The sequence below is a fragment of the Frigoribacterium sp. CFBP9030 genome (assembly GCF_034045195.1).
Taxonomy (GTDB): domain Bacteria; phylum Actinomycetota; class Actinomycetes; order Actinomycetales; family Microbacteriaceae; genus Frigoribacterium.
The window spans coordinates 70,157-89,767 of sequence record NZ_JAXCWG010000005.1; the positions used below are offsets into that span (position 1 = coordinate 70,157).

Genomic DNA, 19,611 nt, shown 5'->3' on the forward strand with positions numbered 1-19,611 from the left:
CGTCATCACCGTTCTCTAGTCGACGGTCAAGCCGACACTGTCGCGGAACACATCCACCCCGCCTCCCACGACCGTACCGCCGACGGCGGATCCGAAAAGGCCAGCCGTGTTGTGCGCCCCGAGATTGAGCGCTCCAGTCAACGACCGCGGACTGAAGTAGGGCATCTGCGCAAGCGTGTTGACCCCATGTTGGCCGGGAATCACGCGGTCGAGTGGCAGGGCTGAGAGCCCAGACCCGACAACTCCATTCACAGCGACCTCGAGCGGGTTCACGTCCTCACCCGCCACGATGCTCTGCACCGCTGTACCCGCAGACGACCCCACGCCGTTGAGAACGACCGTGCTCGCCGTCGCCAAACCACTGGTTGCCGTGTGTCCCAGATTGCGAGCGATCGTGCCACCTGCCGGTCCTGCCAGTCCGCCGACCGACCCAGACACGCCCCCACCGACGATCGCACCCGCGAAGTCCCAACCGTTCTCGATTCGCCCGCCATGGCTGGCCAGATAGGTGGCGCCACCGCCGACCGCGCCGACTCCGCCGTTGGCCGCGACGTTGACTGCCACGGCTCGTCCGGCCTGAGCCGCAGGAGCCGATGCCATTGCTGCCTTGCCGAACGCACCCGCCGCGCCTCCAGCGCCCCCGAGCACACCTCCTATGGCTGCGTCCGTGGCGACCTTGCCCCAGTCGACTTCTCCTGTCTGAGCCTTCTGCGAGACAACTGAGACACCACCGCCGATGAAAGCACCGGATGCCGCGCCGATCAAGGCCATGCCGACAGGACCACCGACGCCCGTGAACATGAGACCGACGCCAACGGCGATCGCAGCGCCAGCTGCGACGTACTCCCAGTTCTCACCCCACCAGTCGCCCGCATCTGCCAGAGCGCCCTGGTTCGCTTTCGCGTAGGCGTCGAGGTCGGCGTCCGTCGCGGGGCGCAGCCCGAGCGGGTCGAGAGCGTGCATCGGGTCGTTGCCCGCATACGAGTAGGGGTTCCCGGCCCAGCCTGCGCCCAGCACGGGCGCCAGCGGATCGGTCGACAGGAATCCTCTGGTCGACGGGTCGTAGACCCGCGCCCCGAGCCAGTCGAGACCTGCGACCGCGAGGCCACCCGACGCGGACAACTCCACACCGGCAGGCAACTCGAGACCGGGGATCCCCGAGGAGGTGCGAAGCGCCTCCCACGGATCCGCCACATCGGTCGCGCGGGCGCCCCGCCAGGTCGGCTCGAGCTGTTCACCACCGACTGTCGTCGCGCCACCGGGAATCGTCACGACTGGTGCGCCAGCGATCGACACGAGTGACGGCACAGCACTCGCGGTGTCCCACCAGGTGTCGACACCGTCGATCGTGGCGAGCTCGCCCAGCACATCGACCCAGAGACTCGTCTGCGAGACGACGCCGCCGTCGCTGTCCCGCGCAGTGATCGCGGTCGGCCAGCCGAGGTCGCTCCAGGCGTACTCCGTGAACGAGCCGTCGGTGTCGATCCGACGGATCCGACGCCCGAGACCGTCGTGCACATATTCGACGGAGGCGACCACGACCGTGTCGAGAGCGTCCGTCGTCGACCCGACCCGCGCCTCCTCGGAGACGAGCTGACCCGCGGCGTCGTACCGGAAGCTGCGCACCCGGCCATCGACCAGCTCGTGCACGAGCCGGCCGGCGGCATCATACGACCACGTCGAGGTGCGGCCCTCGCGCTCGAGACCGACCAGTTGGCAGGCGGCGTCGTAGGTGTAGTCGACCCGACCGTCGACGGTGTCGAGAGCGACGATGCGGGCTTCGTCGTCGCGGATGATCCGAGTCGTCGACGAGCCCTCGGAAGTCGTGCTCGTGTGCCGGGAGAGATGGCCCTCCGCGTAGTCCCAGGTCTGCAGGTCGCCACCGGTCGTGGCCTCGACGACCCGACCAGCGGCGTCGTACGAGACGTGCGCGCTGTCCTGTCCGCCGCGGACGACGGAGACCACGCGACCCGCGGCGTCACGCCGATAGTCGACACGACCACCGTCGGGATCGATGCGCGCGGTGCGCCGCCCGTCGGCGTCGTATTCCCACGAGACCGCCTCGCCGCCCCGGGCGCGGCGGACCAGGAGCCCGCGACGATCGAACGTCAGCTCATGCTCGAGGTCGACCCGGTCGGAGCGAGTGTGGTCGGTCACCACGATCGACCGCGAGAACGCGTCGCGGGTGAACGACGACCGCACGCGCCCGTCCACACTTATGCCCGAGGGGTTCCCCGAGGCGTCGTGGGTCCACGTGGTGGTCGTGCCCGTGGGGTCCTGCTGCGAGACCTGGCGGCCCGCAGCGTCGTACGCAGCGGTCGTCGTCCGGCCCAGCGGGTCCGTGACGGCGATGATGCGATCGGCGGCGTCGTACTCGCGCCGCGTCTCGTTGCCGAGCGGATCGGTGATGGAGACGACGCGCCCGCGGACGTCGTACTCGAAGCGGGTCACGCCGCCGAGACCGTTCTCGGCCTCGATCAGCTGACCGGCCGCGTCGTACCGGAAGCGACGGCGGCCGTAGCGGGTGTCCTGGGTGCCGATGAGTCGACCGGCTGCGTCGTAGTCGAACCGCGCCTGTCCGTGACCCGGTGTCGACCTGCTGACCACACGGCCCACGGCGTCGTACCGGACGCCCTCGACGTCGCCGGTCGGCAGCGTGCGCGCGACGACCCGCGAGTCGGCGTCGTAGGCCAGGGTGGTGCGTGCGCCGAGGGGGTCGACGCTCGCCGAAGCGCGGCCGCACGAGTCGTACTCGTAGGTCGTCCGGGCTCCCGAGGGGGTGACGACCGCAGTGACGCGCCCGCCGGCATCGCGCTCGAGACGTGTGAGACCGCCCTCGCCGTCGACCAGCTCGACCGGACGGCCGCAGCGGTCGTACGTCGTCAGCTCGGATGAGCCGTCGGCGGCCTCGGTCGCCACCGGGCGGCCGAACTCGTCGAAACGCAGGGTCGTGGTGCCGAACGCGTCGCGCAGGGTGCCGGTGCCGTCTGCGCGGTCGACCCGCGCCTCCTGCCGGACTCCCGTCGGGTCGACGGTCGCGGTGAGCGCACCGGTGACGTCGTACTCGCGGGTCCAGTCGTGGCCCGCGGGGTCGGTGATCGTCCGCAGGCGCGACAGACCGTCGTGCGCGAACGCCCACGACGAGCCGTCCGGCAGCTCCAGAGCCGAGACGTCGCCCTGGTCGTCGAAGCGCCGCGAGACGACACGGCCGAGCGGATCGGTCGTGGTCTCGAGGTCGCCGTGCGGGCCGTAGCCGAATTCGGTGCGCGCGCCCAGGGGGTCGATGATCGCGCTCACCCGGGCACCCGCCCCGTGCTCGAAGCGCCAGATCGCCCCGTCGGCATCGCGACGCGAGACCAGCAGCCCCGCGGCGTCGTACGTGTAGGTCGTGCGGGCTCCCGACGGGCTGACCGCCGCCACCGGACGACCGGCGTGGTCGCGCTCGATGCGCGCCACGTCGCCGACGGCGTTCTCCGTGGCGATCAGGTCGCCGTACTCGTCGTAGTGGCAGCGGACGACGACACCTGTCGGGTCGACGACGCTCTCGAGCAGCCCGTCGCGCCAGCGCATGAGTGTGCGGCCGCCTTCGGGGTCGACCAGTGCCGACGGGTTGCGCTCGGCGTCGTCGGCGTACTCGTACTCGACGACGGCGCCCGACTCGGTCACGACGGTGGTGACCCGGTCGAGGGCGTCGTAGCCGTAGGTGAGATCGGCGCCCGACGGCGTGACGGTGCGGACCTTGCGCCCGCGCTCGTCGTAGCCGTTGACGGTGACCGATCGGTCGCGCTCGGTGACCGAGACGAGGTTGCCGTTCGGGTCGTAGCTCATCGACTGGCGCTGGTCGTCGGAGTCCACGACCCCGACGAGTCGGCCCTTCCTGTCGGCCATGTAGCTGTTCGACCGGGTGCCGTCGACGTCCGAGATGACCGTCACCCGACCCGGCAGATACGCGAAACGCACCGTGCGGCCGTGCGGCGACACCTGCAGCGTCACGCGCCCCTGCTCGTCGTACGTGTTCAGGGCCTCGACCACGCCGGAGGCGCTGGTCACCGTCGAGATCAGACCCGCGTCGTTCCAGTCGTACCGTCGCGTGCCCACCTCGTTCGCAGCGCCGGTCAGGCGCCCGGCTGCGTCGTAGGCGTACTCGACCCGGCGGCCGTCGGAGGCGGTGAGGGTCGCGACGCGACCGTCGACGTAGTCGATGTCGATCGTTCGACCACGCGCGTGGGTCAGGCGCGACGGGAGTCCGTCGGGGGCGCGGGTGACGCGGACGACGGTGCCCGCGCCTCCTCCGCTCGCCAGCCAGACGCCGGCGGGGGAGAAGGCCCACCAGCCGCCGGTGTTGTCGCGGACCACGAGGAGCGTCTCGGCGCCCGTGTCGCCGAGGCCGGGCAGGGTCGAGGCGACCTCGGCTGCGAGCCAGAAGTTCTCGCCGACGGCGCGATCCCACGAGCTGCCGAGACGGGGGAACGTGACCACACGGCCGTCGTCCATCGTGAACGCGGCGCCCTCGTCGTCGAGGGTGAGGCCGATCTCGAGCACGGAGCCCCAGCCCGGGCCGAAGGGGCCGACGTGGTCGTCGAGCGAGTTGTAGGTGCGCGAGACCCGCAACGAGGAGGCGGCACCCGCGAAGGCGAGGTCGACCTCCGTCTCGAGGAAGTTGCCTGTGGTCGTGTTGACCGGGTCCATCGTGAAGCCGGTCGTGGGCGGCGACCCCCAGCCCTGGGCGGGCGGGACGACGAGGTCGTCGCGCTGACCCTGGACCCCGGCGGACTGCAGTGCGGCGGCGAGAGCAGAGTCCGCGACGGTCGAGACGACGCCCGAACCGCCGGCCGCCTCGAACGCGCCGGCGACCGTGTTCGCCCACGCGACATCGGTGTCGTTGGCGGTCAGCCAGGTCGAGAAGCTCGAGACCACGCCGTCGGCGTGGATGACGCCCCACTGGCAGTCGGACGCGAAGTCGGCGAGCTTGCCGGAGAGCGTCGAGGGGCGGCCCGCGAGCTCGGCGTCGAGGGCTGCGCTGCCGGTGGCGAACGAGCGGAGGTCGTCGGGCTTCGCCGACGAGGTGCCGCCGCTGCCGCCGCCCGAACCGGGCGCGGGAGTCTCGCGGGTACCGACGTTGGCGTCCTGGGGCTCGAGCTGGGGCGCCGGCTCGGGCTGCTCACGAGGCATCTCCTCGCCGCCCCAGATGCTGTCTCGCCACTCTTCGAAGCCGTTGCGATCGTCCTGGCGCTGCTGCCACTCCCGTGCCTTGCGGCGGCGGTCGTTCTCCTGCTTCGCCGCCTCCTTCAGCTCGCCGGCGAAGTCCGCTATCGCCCGGAAGCTCGTGGCGAGGGTGCTGGCACCTGTCGCAGCAGTCGCCGCGTTCGTGGTGAAGAGCTCGGAGAAGAGACCACGGAACTCCTGCGACGCGGTCGTGACGAGCGACGAGCGAGAACCGCTCTGCCCCTCGATGTCGTCCGCTGCGTTGTTGAACGCGGTGACGAGTGCGTCGGCCGTGCCGTTGTCGAACGGTACGGGCTCATTGCCGCCTTTGGGATCCCCCATGAATTGTCCTCCCCCTCAGGAGTGATGCTGCGATGTCGCGGATAGCTGGTGCTGACGCCTGCCGGGCGTCTGGCGTCGTCGTGCCGAATCTCACGGCGTCGCGTGATCTCTGACGCCCGGCGCGACGCGAACGCCCCCGTCCCCCCGGAGATCGGGGTGACGGGGGCAGTCGTCTGGTGTTACGCGCCGCCGCCGGCGGAGAAGATGTTGGCGGAGATGTTGTCGAGCTGGGTACGGAGCTGCTCGAGCTCGGTCTTGGCCTTGTCGAGGGCGGCCTTGGTCTCGGGCCAGGTGGAGCCGCGGAAGGTCGCCGCGAGGGGTCCGTCCCAGACGTTGGGGTCGGACAGGATGCGGCCCTGAGCGTCGAGCTGCGAGATCTGGTCGGTGAAACCGCCGTTGACGATCGACTGGACTTGGCGGATGGCCGTCTTGGCCTGCTCGGTGGAAAGTACGCGTGACATGGTGATGTCCCCTTCATCTGGAAATAGCCCCCGTGCAAGACGCCCCCGGGGCTTGAACATGACGAGACTAGCTCGTCACGGCCAGGATGCACCCCTTCTGCACCGATCTGTCGGTCCCCGTTCGGGGGGTGGCGGCCTGGGGAGGGATCAACGGCGTCGCAGCCTTCGCCGGCGCAGCCGCTCGGCGCGGGGTTCGCCCCGTCGAGCCGAGTTCGGCGTCGATGTTCGCCTGTGGAAAGGCCGCCGATCCTCGTCCCTGCACCGATCCGTCTGTCGCGGGCCGCTCACGACCCTGATGGGGGACATCACAGCCGTCCGACATACCCCTATCATGCAAAGGAGGGACAGCACTTTCTAGGGGGAACGGTCTGCATGGCCAGGGGAACGAAGACACACAGCACGACTCTGCGACGGCACCGAGGGGGGCGCGCACTGGGCGTCGTCGCCATGGCGGGCGTCGTCGCACTGCTGGCCACGGCCTGCACGTCCGAGCCGACGGTCGTCGAGAATCCGTCGAAGGTCCTGCAGACCGTCGACACGGCACTCGCCACCGACGGGTCGATCACGGCCGTCTCGAGCACGGCCATCTCCGTCGACGACGCGACCCGTACCTCCTCGACGACCACCGCCGAGCACGTGCCCGCCGACGTCGCGGGCGACCTGCCGCTGCGCATCAGCACGCAGTACCGCACGACCGACGGCACGGGCACCGACCTGGCCGACCTCGACGGCTACGACGGCCGCGTCGAGATCGAGTTGACGGTCGAGAACCTCACCGTCGCCCCGCAAGACCTCAGCTACGACGTCGCCGGCGCATCCCGCACCGACGCGGCCCTCGTGGGCGCGCCCATCAGCCTCGCCGCATCGACCGTGCTGACCGGCGTCTCGCCGAGCCAGGTCATCTCCGACTCGACCGGCAGCGGCACGGGTGCCGGCACCGACGGCATCGTCAGCACCACCGAAGACGGCGACGCCGTCGTGCAGTGGGCCGCCTTGCTCGCCCCTCCGCGCTCGGGTGCCAGCACCACCCTGCACCTCGTCGCCGATGTGACCGACTTCGCCGCACCCACGATCGACCTCGCAGCGCAGCCCGGCATCTCGACCGACCTCACCGTCGACGGCGTGCTCGGGTCGGCCTTCGACTCGTCGACGACCTCTGAGCTGGCGCTGCAGCAGCGCACCATCGAGCTGGTCGGCGACGTCAACACCGTCCTGAGCCGCGCCGGCGAGACGATCACCGAGGTGCGCACGAACCTCGAGAGCACGTCCGAGACGCTCGGCGTCCGCACCGCAGAGCAGCTGAAAGAGAGCAGCTCGTCTCTCGCCAGCACGATGGACGGCCTCAGCGGCCAGCTCGGCTCGCTCGAGACCGACCTCTCGGCCACCGTCACCGGCACCCAGTCGACCGTGCTGAGCCAGCTGCAGCAGACCGTCTCGAGCGTCGACTCGCTGCTCGGCGACACGTCGGCCACGGCACCCGCCGTCACGATCGACGGCGAGGGCTGCGCCGCGGTCGTCGCCGAACCGGGTCAGACCGCCAGCGTCTACGGCAGCCTGCTGCAGGTGTCCGCCCAGCTCGACGGGTACGCCCAGTCGACCGCCGGCTGCCGCGACCAGGTCGCCGCCGAGCTGCAGCGCACCGTCGGCCCGTCGAACCCCGACGCCGCGAGCTGCAAGACGGAGTCGTCGCTCACCTGCTCGCTGTTCGCCTCGTCGGTCACCGTCACGGTCGCCCTGATCGGTCTCGTGACCGACGGCGTCGCGCTCGCCGAGTCGCTCGACGCGAAGCCTGCAGTTCTCGCCATCGAGAGCAACGACGCGCTGACGGCCGATCTCGCCGCGCTCGACGCCCAGCTCGACGCCCTCGCGGCCGACGCGTCGGAGGACGACGTGGCCGAGGCCCTCGACGACCTCCGCGACGCAGCCGACGCCGTCTCGGTCGGCGTGCCGACCCTGCGCGACCAGGTCGACGCCCTGCACGACGCCGCAGAAGACGCACGGGCCGAGATCGGCGACCTGCCCGACGCCGCCGACGGCGGAATCGACCTGCCGTTCTCCGGCGACACGATGCAGGAGCAGAACGCCGAGCTCGCCGCCCGTCTCTGCGACGAGATCGGCGAGGGTATGTCCCGGGGCGAGGTCGAGCAGCTGCGGGCGTACCTGACCGATGTGGCCTGCGAGGTCCCCGAGGGAGGCGACGACGACGGGTCCGAGCCGACACCCGAGCCCACCGGCCTGCCGACCGGTCAGCCCACGACCGCACCGACCGGTGAACCGACGGTGGCTCCCACCGCTGCGCCCGGCGACGACGAGAGCGAAGGAGGCGCGGCTCCCCGCATCATCGACCTCCCCATCGGTCTCGAGCCGATGAGTCAGCGTCTCGACGCGCAGGCCACCGCCTGGAACGAGGTCCTCGCTGCCTCCGACGTCGACGACGATCGCGCCCCCGGCGGGATCGGCGACACCATCGCCACCCTCGACGAGACGACCTCCGCCGTGGATGACGCCATCGATCGACTCGCGCGCACCATCGAGGCGGGCGACGGCGGGCTCGACTCGTCGATCGAGGCGCTGCAGATCAGCGTTACCAGGGCCCAGGGGCAGAACGCCGCCGTGGCGGAGAATCTCAACACGCTCAAAATCCAGCAGGACGCCCTGGCAGACGAGGTCGAGAAGGCCTTCGCCGAGGCCTCGATCGACGCCTCGAACGAGATCCAGGGACTCATCGGCGATCAGGTCCGAGAGGTCTCGACGCAGGGTGCCGCTACGCGCCAGACCGTCATCGATGCGTTCGACCGCTCGATCGTCGGCCTCTCGTCGACGTCCGACGTGGTCGTCGGCGATGCGAAGGAGACCATCGAGGGTCAGCGCGTCGACCTCGACGAGCAGACCTCCGGGCTCGCTGCCGCCATCGACGAGCAGACCGCGTCGTCGCTCGAGCGCATCGCCGCGAGCACACAGAACTCGACGCGCGACGTCGAAGGCGCCTCGACGCTCCTCGCCGGCGACCTCGCGAAGGTCATGCTCGACCTCGGCGACCGTCAGGTGGAGGGCTCAGGGATCCTCGGAGCGATGGCCACCAGCGCGGCCAAGGCCGACACCGCCGACTTCCAGCTCGCCCTCGCGACGCAGAACGCGTCCGGCTACGCCAACGTCCGAGCGGAGGACATCGCCGGCATCATGCTCCGCCAGGCGCAGTTCACCGCGTCGCTCGAAGCAGCCACCGCCCTCCCGGCGTTCCACCTCGACGTGCCCTCCGGCGCCACGTCGACCACCCTCTACGCCTTCACGATCGGCGGCGCACGATGAGCGACCGAGGAGCACGCCACAGCGAGACGCCCGGCGCCACGACCGCAGGGGCCGGCAGCTCGCCGAGCGCGAAGTCGACCGAACCTGTCGAGTCGGCCGAATCCGTCGGGTCGGCGGCGTCGGCCGAGACCCGCCCGCGTCGCCGTGGTCGCACGATCGCCATCGTGGCGGGTGCCCTCGTCGTCGCCGCGGCCATCGTCGTGACCGTCGTCGTCGTGCAGCCCGACGACGAACCCGTCGGCGCCCCCGTGGCCGCGACCCTCCCCGTCGCCCTGACCGCGACCGATCTGCCCGAAGGCACCACGGTCGGCGTCATCGTCACCCTCGGCCCCGGCGCCGAGGGCGCCGACTGGAACGGGGCCGCCCAGGGCGCCCTCGTCGCCGAACGGCGCCTCGAGCTCGGCGGGGCCGACATCGCCCTCGCGACCGAGAACGACGGCGGCACCGAGGCCGGTGCGGCAGAGGCCGTGACCGCCCTCGTCGACCAGGGCGTCGCCGGCATCGTCATCGCCTCGTCCGGTCCGCACATCATCGGCGCGGTGACCGCCGCCGCCGACGCAGGCATCCCCGTCGTCCTCCCCTACGCCCCCGTACAAGACGGCGCCTCGGGCGACGTCTGGTCGACGGCTCCCGACGCCGCGCAGACCGGTGCCGCCCTCACCGAGGCGCTCGGCGGCGCGACCAACACGCTGCTCGTCGACGCCGGAGGCGGAGCCCCCGTCGGCGTCGAGATCGGCCGCACCGAGACGGCGACGTCGTCAGCCGGCGACGAAGCCCTCGCCCGCGAGGTCGCCCGCCTCACCGGGTCGACTCCGCCGGCCACGAGCACCACTGCGACCGGCGACGACGTCTCGGCCACCGCCTCCCAGGAGACCGAGCCGGTCGCCGATCCCTCCGACGCCGTCCTCGTCAGCGGCTCGGCGACCCGCCAGGCCGCCGTCGTCGCGCGGCTGCAGGCCGCCGACCTCGCCGTCCCGGTCGTGCTCACCCCCGACGCCACGAGCCCCGCGTTCTCCGCAGCGCTGAAGGAGGACGGCGCCAGCCTCTCCGGTTCGCTCGTCACGGTCGGCGCCGAGAGCGGCGACGCGACCGCCCTCCGCGGCGACGGCGCCGGTCGATCGGTGTCGGCGTTCCTCGGCGGAGTCCGCGTGCTCGCACAGGACCCCGACGCCGTGAACCTGACCGGCGATCAGCCGTTCTCGGTCGTCGCCGGTGCGGCCGACGCCCGCAGCCACGACGCCGTGGTCGCCCTCGTGCGTGCCGTCGAATCGGCCGGCTCGATCGAGCCCGGCGCCGTCGGCGACGCACTCGGAGCCCTCGGTCTCGGCGCCGGCGACGGCATGGCCGGCCCCGCCGTCGACTTCTCGTCGGCGCAGGCCCTCGACGCCGACGTCGCCGTGCTGAACTCGTCGTCGCAGGACCTCGGTCTGCGCCCCGCCGTCGACGACGGGTCGACGGGGCTCATCTGGTTCGCCGGCCCCGTCACCGCTCCCGCCGCCGGCTGACGAGAAGAACAGCACCCCCAGCGAGCCCGCCCCACCCCACCTCCGACCGAGGAGCCCCCATGCGTGTCCTGATCGATCTCGACGGCGACCGACGGAGCATCGACGTCGATCGCTGGCAGAGCGCGGCGACCCTGGGCGAGCTCGTCACCACCGCCGGGGGAGCGCTCCACGCCGGCGACGCCGACCTCTTCGTCGACGAGGCCGCCGTGCCGCTCGACACCCCGCTCGACGAGCTCGTGCTGCTCGAAGGATCGCGTATCGCCCGCACCCCCGGCACGCGCCGACGCCAGGTCGCAGGCTGGAGCGTCACCCTCGCCGGCGGTCTCGCCGCCGGGCAGGTCGTCGAGGTGCCGCGCAGCCGGCCGCTCGTCGTCGGCCGCGCCCCGCAGGCCGACCTCGTGCTGCCGACCGCCAGCGCCTCATGGGAGCACTGCACCATCGAGAACGAGCCCGACGGCGAAGGGGTCCGAATCCGCGACGCCGGCTCGACCAACGGCACCCTGATCGGCGGCGAACGGGTCGACGCCGAGGGCCTCGTCATCACCGAGGCGACGACCGCCATCGTGGGCGGCGCCGTCCTGCTCGTCCGCCCCGCTCTGGCCGAGGTCACCGTGCCGGCGCCCGGGTCGCTGCACAACCTGACCCCCGCCTCCACGGCTCCCTTCAACCGCCCGCCCCGCCCGGGCCGAGCCGACGACGGTGAACCCGTGCAGCCGCCCGACCGCAAAGAGGTGCCCCCCGCCTCGAAGTTCAGCTACATCACCGTGCTCGCGCCGCTGCTGCTGGCCGGTGCGATGGTCGCGCTGCTCGGCGACGCCCGGTTCGCGCTCTTCGCGCTGCTCAGCCCGGTGACCGCGATCGGCATGTGGCTCGAGCAGAAGCACCGCCGCACGAAGAACCTCCGCGAAGAAGAGGAGCGCTTCGAGAATGCCATCGGCGAGTTCTCCGCCGAGATCGCCGAGGCGGCGGCCGAGGAGGCGCGGCGCCGCTTCGATCTCGTCCCCGACCCGGCGACGGTGCTGCGTCGCCCCGAGCTGCCGACCACGCTCCTCTGGCAGCGTCGGGTCGGCGCCGACGACTTCCTCGCGCTGCACGCCGGCATCGGCGACGTGCCCTGGCGGCCCGCCCTCGACGACCGCGGCTCCACCCGCCGAGACGACCGCGTCAAGGAGGCCCTCGCCGCCGGGCGGCTCGCGTCGGCGCCCGTCGTCGTCGACCTGACCGACGCCGGTGTCGTCGGCATCGTGGGCGACCGTGCCGGGGCGCTCGCGCTCGCCCGCAGCCTCCTCGCCCAGGCCGCCGTGCACTGCGGCCCCGCCGACCTCACGATCGGCACCTTCTGCGACCCAGGTCGCGACGGCGACTGGGAGTGGGCCTCGTGGCTGCCGCACACCCGTCAGGTCGGCAGCAGCACCGGCGACCGCTGGATGTCGGCCCGCCGCGAGGCGAGCGTGTCGATGCTGCGCGGCCTCCGCGAGACGGTCGACGAGATGCCGACCCCGGCCCTGCTCGTCGTGCTCGACTCCGAGGTGCTGACCGAGGGGCGTGACGCTCCGGCCCGCGCGATCCTCGGTCACGGCCGCTCGACGCCCGGTTCGTCGCTGCGTCCGAACGAACGCAGCGTGCGCGTGAGCGGCATCGTCATCGCCACCAGCGAAGAGCAGCTGCCCGCGTCGTGCACCACCGTCGTCGTGGTCGGCGAAGACGCCGCCGCGACCGTGCACCGCCCCGAAGACCGCACCCGCGTCGACGACGTCGTGCTCGCGGGGGTCGATGTGCCCACCGCCGAGGAGTGCGCCCGTCATCTCGCCCACTTCGACGACCCCGAGCTGATCGTGCCGGGCGCGTCGCTGCCCTCGCTCGTGCGCCTGCCCGAGCTGCTCGGCGTCCCGCGGGTCGACGCCGAGTCCGTGCAGTCGATGTGGCGCGCCCGCACCGGCGTCTCGACCCCGATCGGGTCGTCCGAATCGGGGGTGCTCACCCTCGACCTCGTCGCCGACGGCCCGCACGGACTGGTCGGCGGCACCACCGGGTCGGGCAAGAGCGAGTTCCTCCGCTCGCTCGTCGCCGGGCTCGCCGCGCGCAACGACCCGACGCGGCTGAACTTCATCCTGATCGACTTCAAGGGCGGCGCGGCCTTCGCGGCCTGCGAGCGGCTGCCCCACACGATCGGCACGATCAGCAACCTCGACGAGCAGCTCGCCGACCGCGCCCTCCGATCCCTCGAGGCCGAGATGCAGCGCCGTCAGCGCGTCTTCGCCGAGGCGGGCGACGACATCGACAACCTCGAGGCGTATCTGGCGACGTCTCCTGCGGAGCCGATGCCGCGCCTCCTCCTGGTCGTCGACGAGTTCGCGATGCTCGCGAAGGACTTCCCCGACGTGCTCAGCTCGCTCGTCAGCGTCGCCGCCGTCGGCCGCACGCTGGGCGTGCACATGATCCTCGCCACGCAGCGCCCGGCCGGCGTGGTGAACGACGACATCCTCGCGAACACGAACCTCCGCGTCGCGTTGCGGGTGCAGAGCCGCGAGGACTCCAGCAACGTGATCGGCGTGCCGGCGGCCGCGGGCATCTCGCGCGCGCAGACGGGTCGCGCGTACGTGAAGCTCGGACAGGACGACATCACCCCCGTGCAGACCGCCCTCGTCACGGGGCGCGCCCTCGAGGCGGCGGCCGAGGCCGTCAGCGTCCGCGAGATCGGCCAGTTCGGCGTGCCCGCACCGCGCCCGGCGCCCCCGCGCGCCTCGGCGAAAGACAGCACCGACCTCGACGAGCTGATCGACGCGATCGTCGCGGCCCACTCCGAGGCCGGCTTCGCGCCTCCTCGGCAGGTCTGGCCGGAGGCGCTGGGCGAGTCGATCGCGCTGGCCGGGTTCCCGACGGCGGAGTTCCCGACGGCGGAAGGCGACGGCGGCGGGTCGGGCGACGGCCGTGGGTCGCGCCACGACCGCGTGCGCGGCGGTGGGCCGCAGGTCGGCGGGGTGGTCGGCGACCGGGTCGTCGTGGCTCTGGCCGACGAGCCCGATCTGCAGCGGCAGAGCCCCGCCGGGTGGGACATGGCGCAGGGCAACCTGCTCGTCATGGGGATCCCGGGCAGCGGCACGAGCACGACGCTCGCGTCCCTCGCGCTCGCCCTGGCGCGAGAGACCGACCCCGCCGACCTCGACCTGTATGTGCTCGACCTCGGCTCGCGCGACCTCGCGCCCCTGGCCGATCTGCCGCACACCGTCGCCTACGTCGGACCGGGTGCCGGGGCGAAGGAGCAGCAGGCGCGGTTCCTCCGGCATCTGCGCACCGAGCTCGAAGCCCGCCGCGCCGACCCGACCGGCCGTCGTCGCGCCGTCGTGCTGCTCGACGGGCTGGCCGCGCTACGCGACGAGCTGCAGGACTACGAGGGGCAGCAGCTGCTCGACCTGCTCTACCGCGTCTACGCCGACGGGCCCGCGCTCGGGCTCTCGTTCGCCGTGTCGACCACCCGTGCGAAGGCGGTGCCGTCGGCGATGGACGAGGTGACGACGCAGAAGTGGCTGTTCCGCCTCGCCGACCCCTACGACTACGCGTCGCTCGGGGTGAAGGGCAAGAGCATCCCCGCGCCGGTGCCCGGTCGTCTCGTCGACGTGACGAACCGGCTGCAGATGCACGTCGCGACCCCGGCGGGCAGCCTCGTCGAGGCCGTCGCGCACGTCGCCTCCGTCTGGAGCGACGCCGCCCCCAAGTCCAACGCCATCGGACAGCTGCCCGACGACGTGCGCGTCGACGAGCTCGGCCTCGCCCCGACCTTCGACGACGAGCCATGGCGCCTGCCGATCGGCATCGGCGAAGACGACCTGACCCCCGCCGTGCTCGAGGTCTACGAGGGCGAGCACGTGCTCGTGGCAGGGCCCGCGCGGTCGGGCAAGTCGACGCTGCTGCTGGCGATCGCCGAGTCGATCCGGTCGGTGTCGGGTTCTGCGCGGCCCGTCGTCTGGGGTATCGGCGACCGCCGTTCGCCGCTCGTCCACGCTCCGCTCGACCGGGTCGCCGTCGGCGCCGACGAGGTGCCCGCGCTGCTCGCAGCGCTCCGTCTCGAACGCGGACCGGTCGTGCTGCTGATCGACGACGCCGAGCGCTTCGACGACACCGACCAGTCGATCGCGACCCTGCTCGCATCGAACCGGCCGGGCCTCTGCGTGATCGCGGCGGGTCGGTCGGCCGACCTGCGCACGCTCTACGGGCACTGGACGAAGACCGTCCGCAAGTCGCGCTGCGGCGTGCTGCTGCAGCCCGACGTCGACTACGACGGCGAGCTGCTCGGCGTGCCGCTGCCGCGACGCGCCCCGGTCGCACTGACCCAGGGGCGCGGCTACGCCGGTGCAGGAGGCGCGGTGCGGCTCGTGCAGGCGATGAGCCCGAGCGTCGCGGAGCCGGCCCGCACGGCCTGACCCGCGCCTCCTCGGCGCCGTGCCCGCGGTCGCCGCCGTGCCGGGCCGGGGCGTGTTGGGGCGTGCTCGGGTGCGCTGGGGTGCGCTGAGGTGCGCTGGGCGTGCTCGGCTCGGCGTGCTGGGGTGCGCCCGCACGCAGCCGTATCGAGGGTGGTCAGAAAACGTCCTTCCGGGTGCCGCGAAGGGCGTTTTCTGACCACTCAGGTGGTCTGCCGACGTGGGCGCGGGCGCGGCGTCGAGTGGTCAGAAAGTGTCCTTCCGCGCGCCGTGAAGGGCGTTTTCTGACCACTCGAGTGGGGTGGCGACGCCGGGGTGGCGCGGGCGCGGGTGGGGACGACTGCGAGTGGTCAGAAACTGTCCTTCCGAGTCCCGTGAAGGGCGTTTTCTGACCACTCGAGTGCGGTGGCGACGCCGGGGCGGCGCGGGCGCGGGTGGGAGCGGGGTCGAGTGGTCAGAAAGTGTCCTTCTGCGCGCCGTGAAGGGCGTTTTCTGACCACTCGAGTGGGGTGGCGATGCCGGGGTGGGCGGTCGCGGGTGGGAGCGGGGTCGAGTGGTCAGAAACTGTCCTTCCGTGGGCCGCGAAGGGCGTCTTCTGACCACTCGAGTGGGGTGGCGACGCTGGGGCGCGGCGCGGGCGCGGGGTCGAGTGGTCAGAAAGTGTCCTTCCGCGGGCGGTGAAGGGCGTTTTCTGACCACTCGAGTGGGGCGACCCGCGCACGCACGTCGGCCGGGCGGACGGACCGGCGGCTAGTCGCGCGTCGTGATGCTGAAGGGCGAGCTCTCGAGGTTCGTGAAGTTGCCGACCGTGGCGCGCAGCACGCACGCGGGCGCGATCGACAGCGCCGTGACCACGAGCCCGTCGGACGACACCGCCAGCGCCCCGCCGCAGCCGTCGGCGAACCGCACGCCCTCCTCGCCGCCCGCAACGTCGACGAGCATCTGCGACGGAGACCCGGTGCTCGGGCTCGAGTAGAGCGGGTTCAGCTCGTCGGGCCCGCCCGCCCAGACGGGCACGAGGGTGACGGTCAGCGGCGTCTGGCTGACCGTGCGCGACGGCGTCACGACCCGGACTCCGAGGAGGCGCTGCGCCGGATACGCGGACCCGGTCACCGTCTCGTCACCGGTCGCCTCGGTGGTCGCCGCCGCTGCCGCATCGAGCCAGGCGTCGAGCGCCGTGGCGTCGGTGAACTCCGCAGGGAGCGTCGCCTCGACCTCGACCTGACCGCCCGCGGGCACATCGACCCCCGTGAGGGCCCAGCCGCAGTCGACCGTGACCCCGGTGACGGAGGGCTGGTTGCGGGTGCCGGTCGCGCCGGTCCAGGTGACGGGCGGGCAGCCGTCGCCGTCGGCGGGTGCGGGCAGCACCTCGAGCAGCGGGCCGGTCAGCGGGGCGCTCTGCGCGGCGTAGGCGATCGTCACCGAGACGGTGCCCGCGTCGGGGTCGTAGCTCGCGTCGCGGACGATCGACAGCCCCGTCGGCAGCGCCGTGTCGCGCTGGCTGGCCGTGGCCGCATCGGGCGAGGTGGGGGTCTCTTCGGCGGGGGAGTCTCCCGGCAGCAGCACGACGAGCCCGATCACCAGCGCGGCGATCAGCACGACGCCCAGCGCAGCGAACGCCGCGACCTTGTTCGTGAGCCAGACGGGTCGCCACCCGGGGGTGGCGGTCTCAGCCGCCGCGGCCGCACGGGTCGGCGGTGCCACGCGACGGGGCATCGGCCGCACGATCGTGGCCGAGCCGCCGGTGCCGAGGTCGGGTCGGGGCTCGGCGAGGGCGGCGGCGGCCCCGTCGGAGCCGGCCGCGTCGGGGTCGCCGGCCGCCCCGGGGGACCGGCTCGCGCCTCCTGGGATGGTGTCGGGCGAGGCGGACCCGGCCGCCGCACCACGGACGATCGTCGCCGGCCGCTCGACGTCGTCGAAGCCCTCGGGTGCGACCACCGGTGCGAGGGCCGGCAGCTCGGCGTGGGCCGCCGCGAGCCGACGCATCGAGCTCGCCGCGTCGGCGGCCGACGGGCGTGCCGCAGGGTCCTTCGACAGCACCGACTCGAGCGCAGCCCACAGATCGGCCGGCACGTCGAGGGGCGGGGGCGTCGACGTTACGTGACGGTAGGCGACCGTGAAGTCGGTGCCGGGCCCGGCGAAGGGCGTTCGACCCGAGAGGAGCTCGTAGAGCATCACACCGGTGGCGTAGACGTCGCCGGGCCCACCCGAGCGACCCTGACTGATCAGCTCGGGCGACATGTACTGCGGCGTGCCGAGCAGCCCGGTGGTCTGCCGAAGCTTCTCGTCGACCACTGAGGCGATGCCGAAGTCGCTCACCCGGACGGCACCGGTCAGACCGGGGCGCCACGGCTCGGAGAGCAGGACGTTGTCGGGCTTCACATCGCGGTGCGTGACCTGGCGTGCGTGCGCGGCCGCCAGGGCGTCGAAGACCTCGGCGACGAGAGTCAGGGCGTCTCGAGCGGGCAGGGGCCCGGTCGCGGCGAGCAGGTCGCGCACCGAACCGCCGGGCACGAGGTCCATCACGATCGCGAGACGGTCGCCCTCGACCACCAGGTCTCGCACCCGCACGATGCTCGGGTGACGCAGCGACAGCAGCACCGAGCGCTCGCGCACGAACCGCTCGACCAGGCCGGCGTCGTCGGCGTGCTCGGGTTTCAGCAGCTTCGCGGCGGCCTCGCCGGAGTCGGCGGGTGCAGCGTCGGCAGGCGAGCCGTCCACGGCGCCGTCGCCGCCATCGTCGTGCGTCACCTCGGCTCGCGCCACGGAGACGCGCCAGACCTCGCCGACCGCGCCGGTGCCGATCAGCTCGATGAGTCGATAGGACGCGCCGAGAGCCTCCCCTGACCGCGACTGCGCCACTGCTTCCCCCTCGTGTACCCCCGTGCGGACGATCCGGGCCCGCGCCCGACCGTTCCACCCCTCATCGTACTGACCGCACCGGCACCGGATGCGCGCGGCGCGGGGCGCTGTGGAGACGACGCGACGCAGGCCGCGGAGACGACGCGACGCACGCCTCGGAGACGACGCTGATCACGCTGTGGAGACGACGCGACTCACGCCGATCGGGCGTGCTGGACCTCTGTCAGTGGTCGATGCCATGCTCGATCCATGGCTACCCTCACTCGTCCCCGCCGCGGCAAGGTCATCGCCGGCGTCTGCGCCGCGCTCGCCAACCGCTTCAACCTCAGCCCGTTCTTCGTGCGACTGCTCTTCGTGCTGTCGATCGTGCTGCCCGGGCCCCAGGTGCTGCTGTACGTGGTGCTCTGGGTGCTGTTCCCCAAAGAGAAGTAGGCGCGACCTGCCGCGTGGCGCTGGCCAGGCCGACCCCGCTCAGCGACGCGTGAGCGTCTGCAGCAGCGACTCCTGCAGGTAGCCGAGCCAGTCGAACACGGCGTGCATCGCGCGGAGGTGCGGCTCGGCGTCGTCGGGCATCCCCTCGTCGGTGACGCCGAGGCGGGTTCCGAGGGTCAGCCGCAGATCGGTCAGGCTCCGCAGCCACGCCTGCTGGGCGGCGGTGTCGAGCCGGCGCGCGTCGGGGCGAGGTCCGCGCGGTCTCGACCCGCGCCTCCTCGGCTCCGTGTCGGCGGTCGTCGGGCCGGTGTCGTCGCCCGACGGCTCGGGCGGCCGGTCGGCGAGGGTCACGAGCACGACGCGGGCGTTCGCGATCTTGCGGTTCGTCAGGTCGTCGGCGGTGAATCGTCTGAACTCCGAGGCGGCCTCGGCGTCGTCGGGGTAGGCGGACGGCAGGAGGCGCGCGACGGCGGCATCGTCGGCGTCACCGTGCTCGAGCAGCTGCACCACCTGCCGGGTCAGGTCGATCAGCAGCGCGCGCTCGTGCTCGGGCAGCTCGAGCAGCACGTCGTCGCCGCCGCGCTCGCGACGGAACGGCAGCTTCACTCGTCGGCCTTCGACACGGTCGCCCACAGGCCGAAGTCGTGCAGAGCCTCGACGTGGCGTTCCATCTGCTCGCGGGGCCCCGTCGCGACCGTCGCCTTGCCGCTCGTGTGCACCTGCATCATCAGGCGTTCGCAGCGTGCCTTCGGGTAGCCGAAGTAGGTCTGGAAGACATAGGTCACGTACGACATCAGATTGACCGGGTCGTCCCACACGAGAGTCACCCACGGGGTGTCGGGGGCCCCGAGGAGGCGCAGGTCGGCCTCGGCCCGGGTGCCGGTGCGTTCTTCGTCGAGGGTCGTGCTCACCTCACCAGGGTGTCATGCCCGGCCGTCGTCGGGTCGCCCGGCGCCCGGGGCCTACCCGGTGCCGGGCGGTCGCGTTATGCTGGGGCGGTCGCGACTGGCGTTCAGATGGTCGACCATCGGGGAGCGACTGACACACGGTTGGTGGCCGTACGCCTGGGCCACGACA

Annotated in this window: 9 protein-coding genes and 1 riboswitch; of the genes, 4 read left to right on the top strand and 5 right to left on the bottom strand. The window is 72.4% G+C overall.

The genetic code is table 11. The features are described 5' to 3' along the window. Positions 1–15: 15 nt before the first annotated feature. Together SOM13_RS07685 and SOM13_RS07690 are read right to left on the bottom strand one after the other, a co-directional pair. Positions 16–5,547 carry a DUF6531 domain-containing protein gene (locus SOM13_RS07685; RefSeq protein WP_320479318.1) on the bottom strand — a complete coding sequence of 1,844 codons (5,532 nt, stop codon included), beginning with the start codon at positions 5,545–5,547 and terminating at the stop codon, positions 16–18. Between the two features lie 179 nt (positions 5,548–5,726). Continuing rightward, on the bottom strand, positions 5,727–6,008 hold the full coding sequence (locus SOM13_RS07690) for a pyrophosphorylase (RefSeq protein ID WP_192061299.1): 282 nt from the start codon (positions 6,006–6,008) through the stop codon (positions 5,727–5,729). A 447-nt stretch (positions 6,009–6,455) separates the two neighbouring features. Between SOM13_RS07690 and SOM13_RS07695 the strand changes: the two genes are divergently transcribed. From SOM13_RS07695 to SOM13_RS07705, 3 genes are read left to right on the top strand one after another with little or no spacing between them, the layout of a single operon-like run. Further along, positions 6,456–9,317 (top strand): PT domain-containing protein, encoded by a 2,862-nt coding sequence (locus SOM13_RS07695; RefSeq protein WP_320479319.1) that lies wholly within the window; start codon positions 6,456–6,458, stop codon positions 9,315–9,317. Further along, complete coding sequence (locus SOM13_RS07700; RefSeq protein ID WP_320479320.1) at positions 9,314–10,822, top strand: hypothetical protein; 1,509 nt, start codon at positions 9,314–9,316, stop codon at positions 10,820–10,822. The genes SOM13_RS07695 and SOM13_RS07700 overlap by 4 nt, the downstream gene beginning before the upstream one ends. Before the next feature lie 59 nt (positions 10,823–10,881). Continuing rightward, the gene (locus tag SOM13_RS07705; RefSeq protein ID WP_320479321.1) at positions 10,882–15,243 is read left to right on the top strand and encodes an FtsK/SpoIIIE domain-containing protein; all 4,362 of its coding nucleotides are present in this window, start codon (positions 10,882–10,884) and stop codon (positions 15,241–15,243) included. A 747-nt stretch (positions 15,244–15,990) separates the two neighbouring features. Here the strand turns inward: SOM13_RS07705 and SOM13_RS07710 are convergent. Beyond that, positions 15,991–18,102 carry a serine/threonine-protein kinase gene (locus tag SOM13_RS07710; protein WP_320479322.1) on the bottom strand — a complete coding sequence of 704 codons (2,112 nt, stop codon included), beginning with the start codon at positions 18,100–18,102 and terminating at the stop codon, positions 15,991–15,993. Positions 18,103–18,351: 249 nt separating this feature from the next. Between SOM13_RS07710 and SOM13_RS07715 the strand changes: the two genes are divergently transcribed. Continuing rightward, positions 18,352–18,534 carry a PspC domain-containing protein gene (locus SOM13_RS07715; RefSeq protein ID WP_192061304.1) on the top strand — a complete coding sequence of 61 codons (183 nt, stop codon included), beginning with the start codon at positions 18,352–18,354 and terminating at the stop codon, positions 18,532–18,534. A 39-nt stretch (positions 18,535–18,573) separates the two neighbouring features. Here SOM13_RS07715 and SOM13_RS07720 read toward each other — a convergent pair whose 3' ends face one another. Next, the gene (locus SOM13_RS07720; protein WP_320479323.1) at positions 18,574–19,140 is read right to left on the bottom strand and encodes a DUF2017 family protein; all 567 of its coding nucleotides are present in this window, start codon (positions 19,138–19,140) and stop codon (positions 18,574–18,576) included. Continuing rightward, positions 19,137–19,445, bottom strand: a complete 309-nt coding sequence (gene clpS, locus SOM13_RS07725) for an ATP-dependent Clp protease adapter ClpS (protein ID WP_374231425.1) — start codon at positions 19,443–19,445, stop codon at positions 19,137–19,139. The genes SOM13_RS07720 and clpS overlap by 4 nt, the downstream gene beginning before the upstream one ends. Positions 19,446–19,525: 80 nt before the next feature. After that, positions 19,526–19,611, top strand: a riboswitch (ZMP/ZTP riboswitch).

Excerpts from the sequence above, each read along its gene's own strand:
- SOM13_RS07685 (WP_320479318.1), bottom strand. The coding sequence starts at position 5,547 with ATGGGGGATCCCAAAGGCGGCAATGAGCCCGTACCGTTCGACAACGGC.
- SOM13_RS07690 (WP_192061299.1), bottom strand. The coding sequence starts at position 6,008 with ATGTCACGCGTACTTTCCACCGAGCAGGCCAAGACGGCCATCCGCCAA.
- SOM13_RS07695 (WP_320479319.1), top strand. The coding sequence starts at position 6,456 with ATGGCGGGCGTCGTCGCACTGCTGGCCACGGCCTGCACGTCCGAGCCG.
- SOM13_RS07700 (WP_320479320.1), top strand. The coding sequence starts at position 9,314 with ATGAGCGACCGAGGAGCACGCCACAGCGAGACGCCCGGCGCCACGACC.
- SOM13_RS07705 (WP_320479321.1), top strand. The coding sequence starts at position 10,882 with ATGCGTGTCCTGATCGATCTCGACGGCGACCGACGGAGCATCGACGTC.
- SOM13_RS07715 (WP_192061304.1), top strand. The coding sequence starts at position 18,352 with ATGGCTACCCTCACTCGTCCCCGCCGCGGCAAGGTCATCGCCGGCGTC.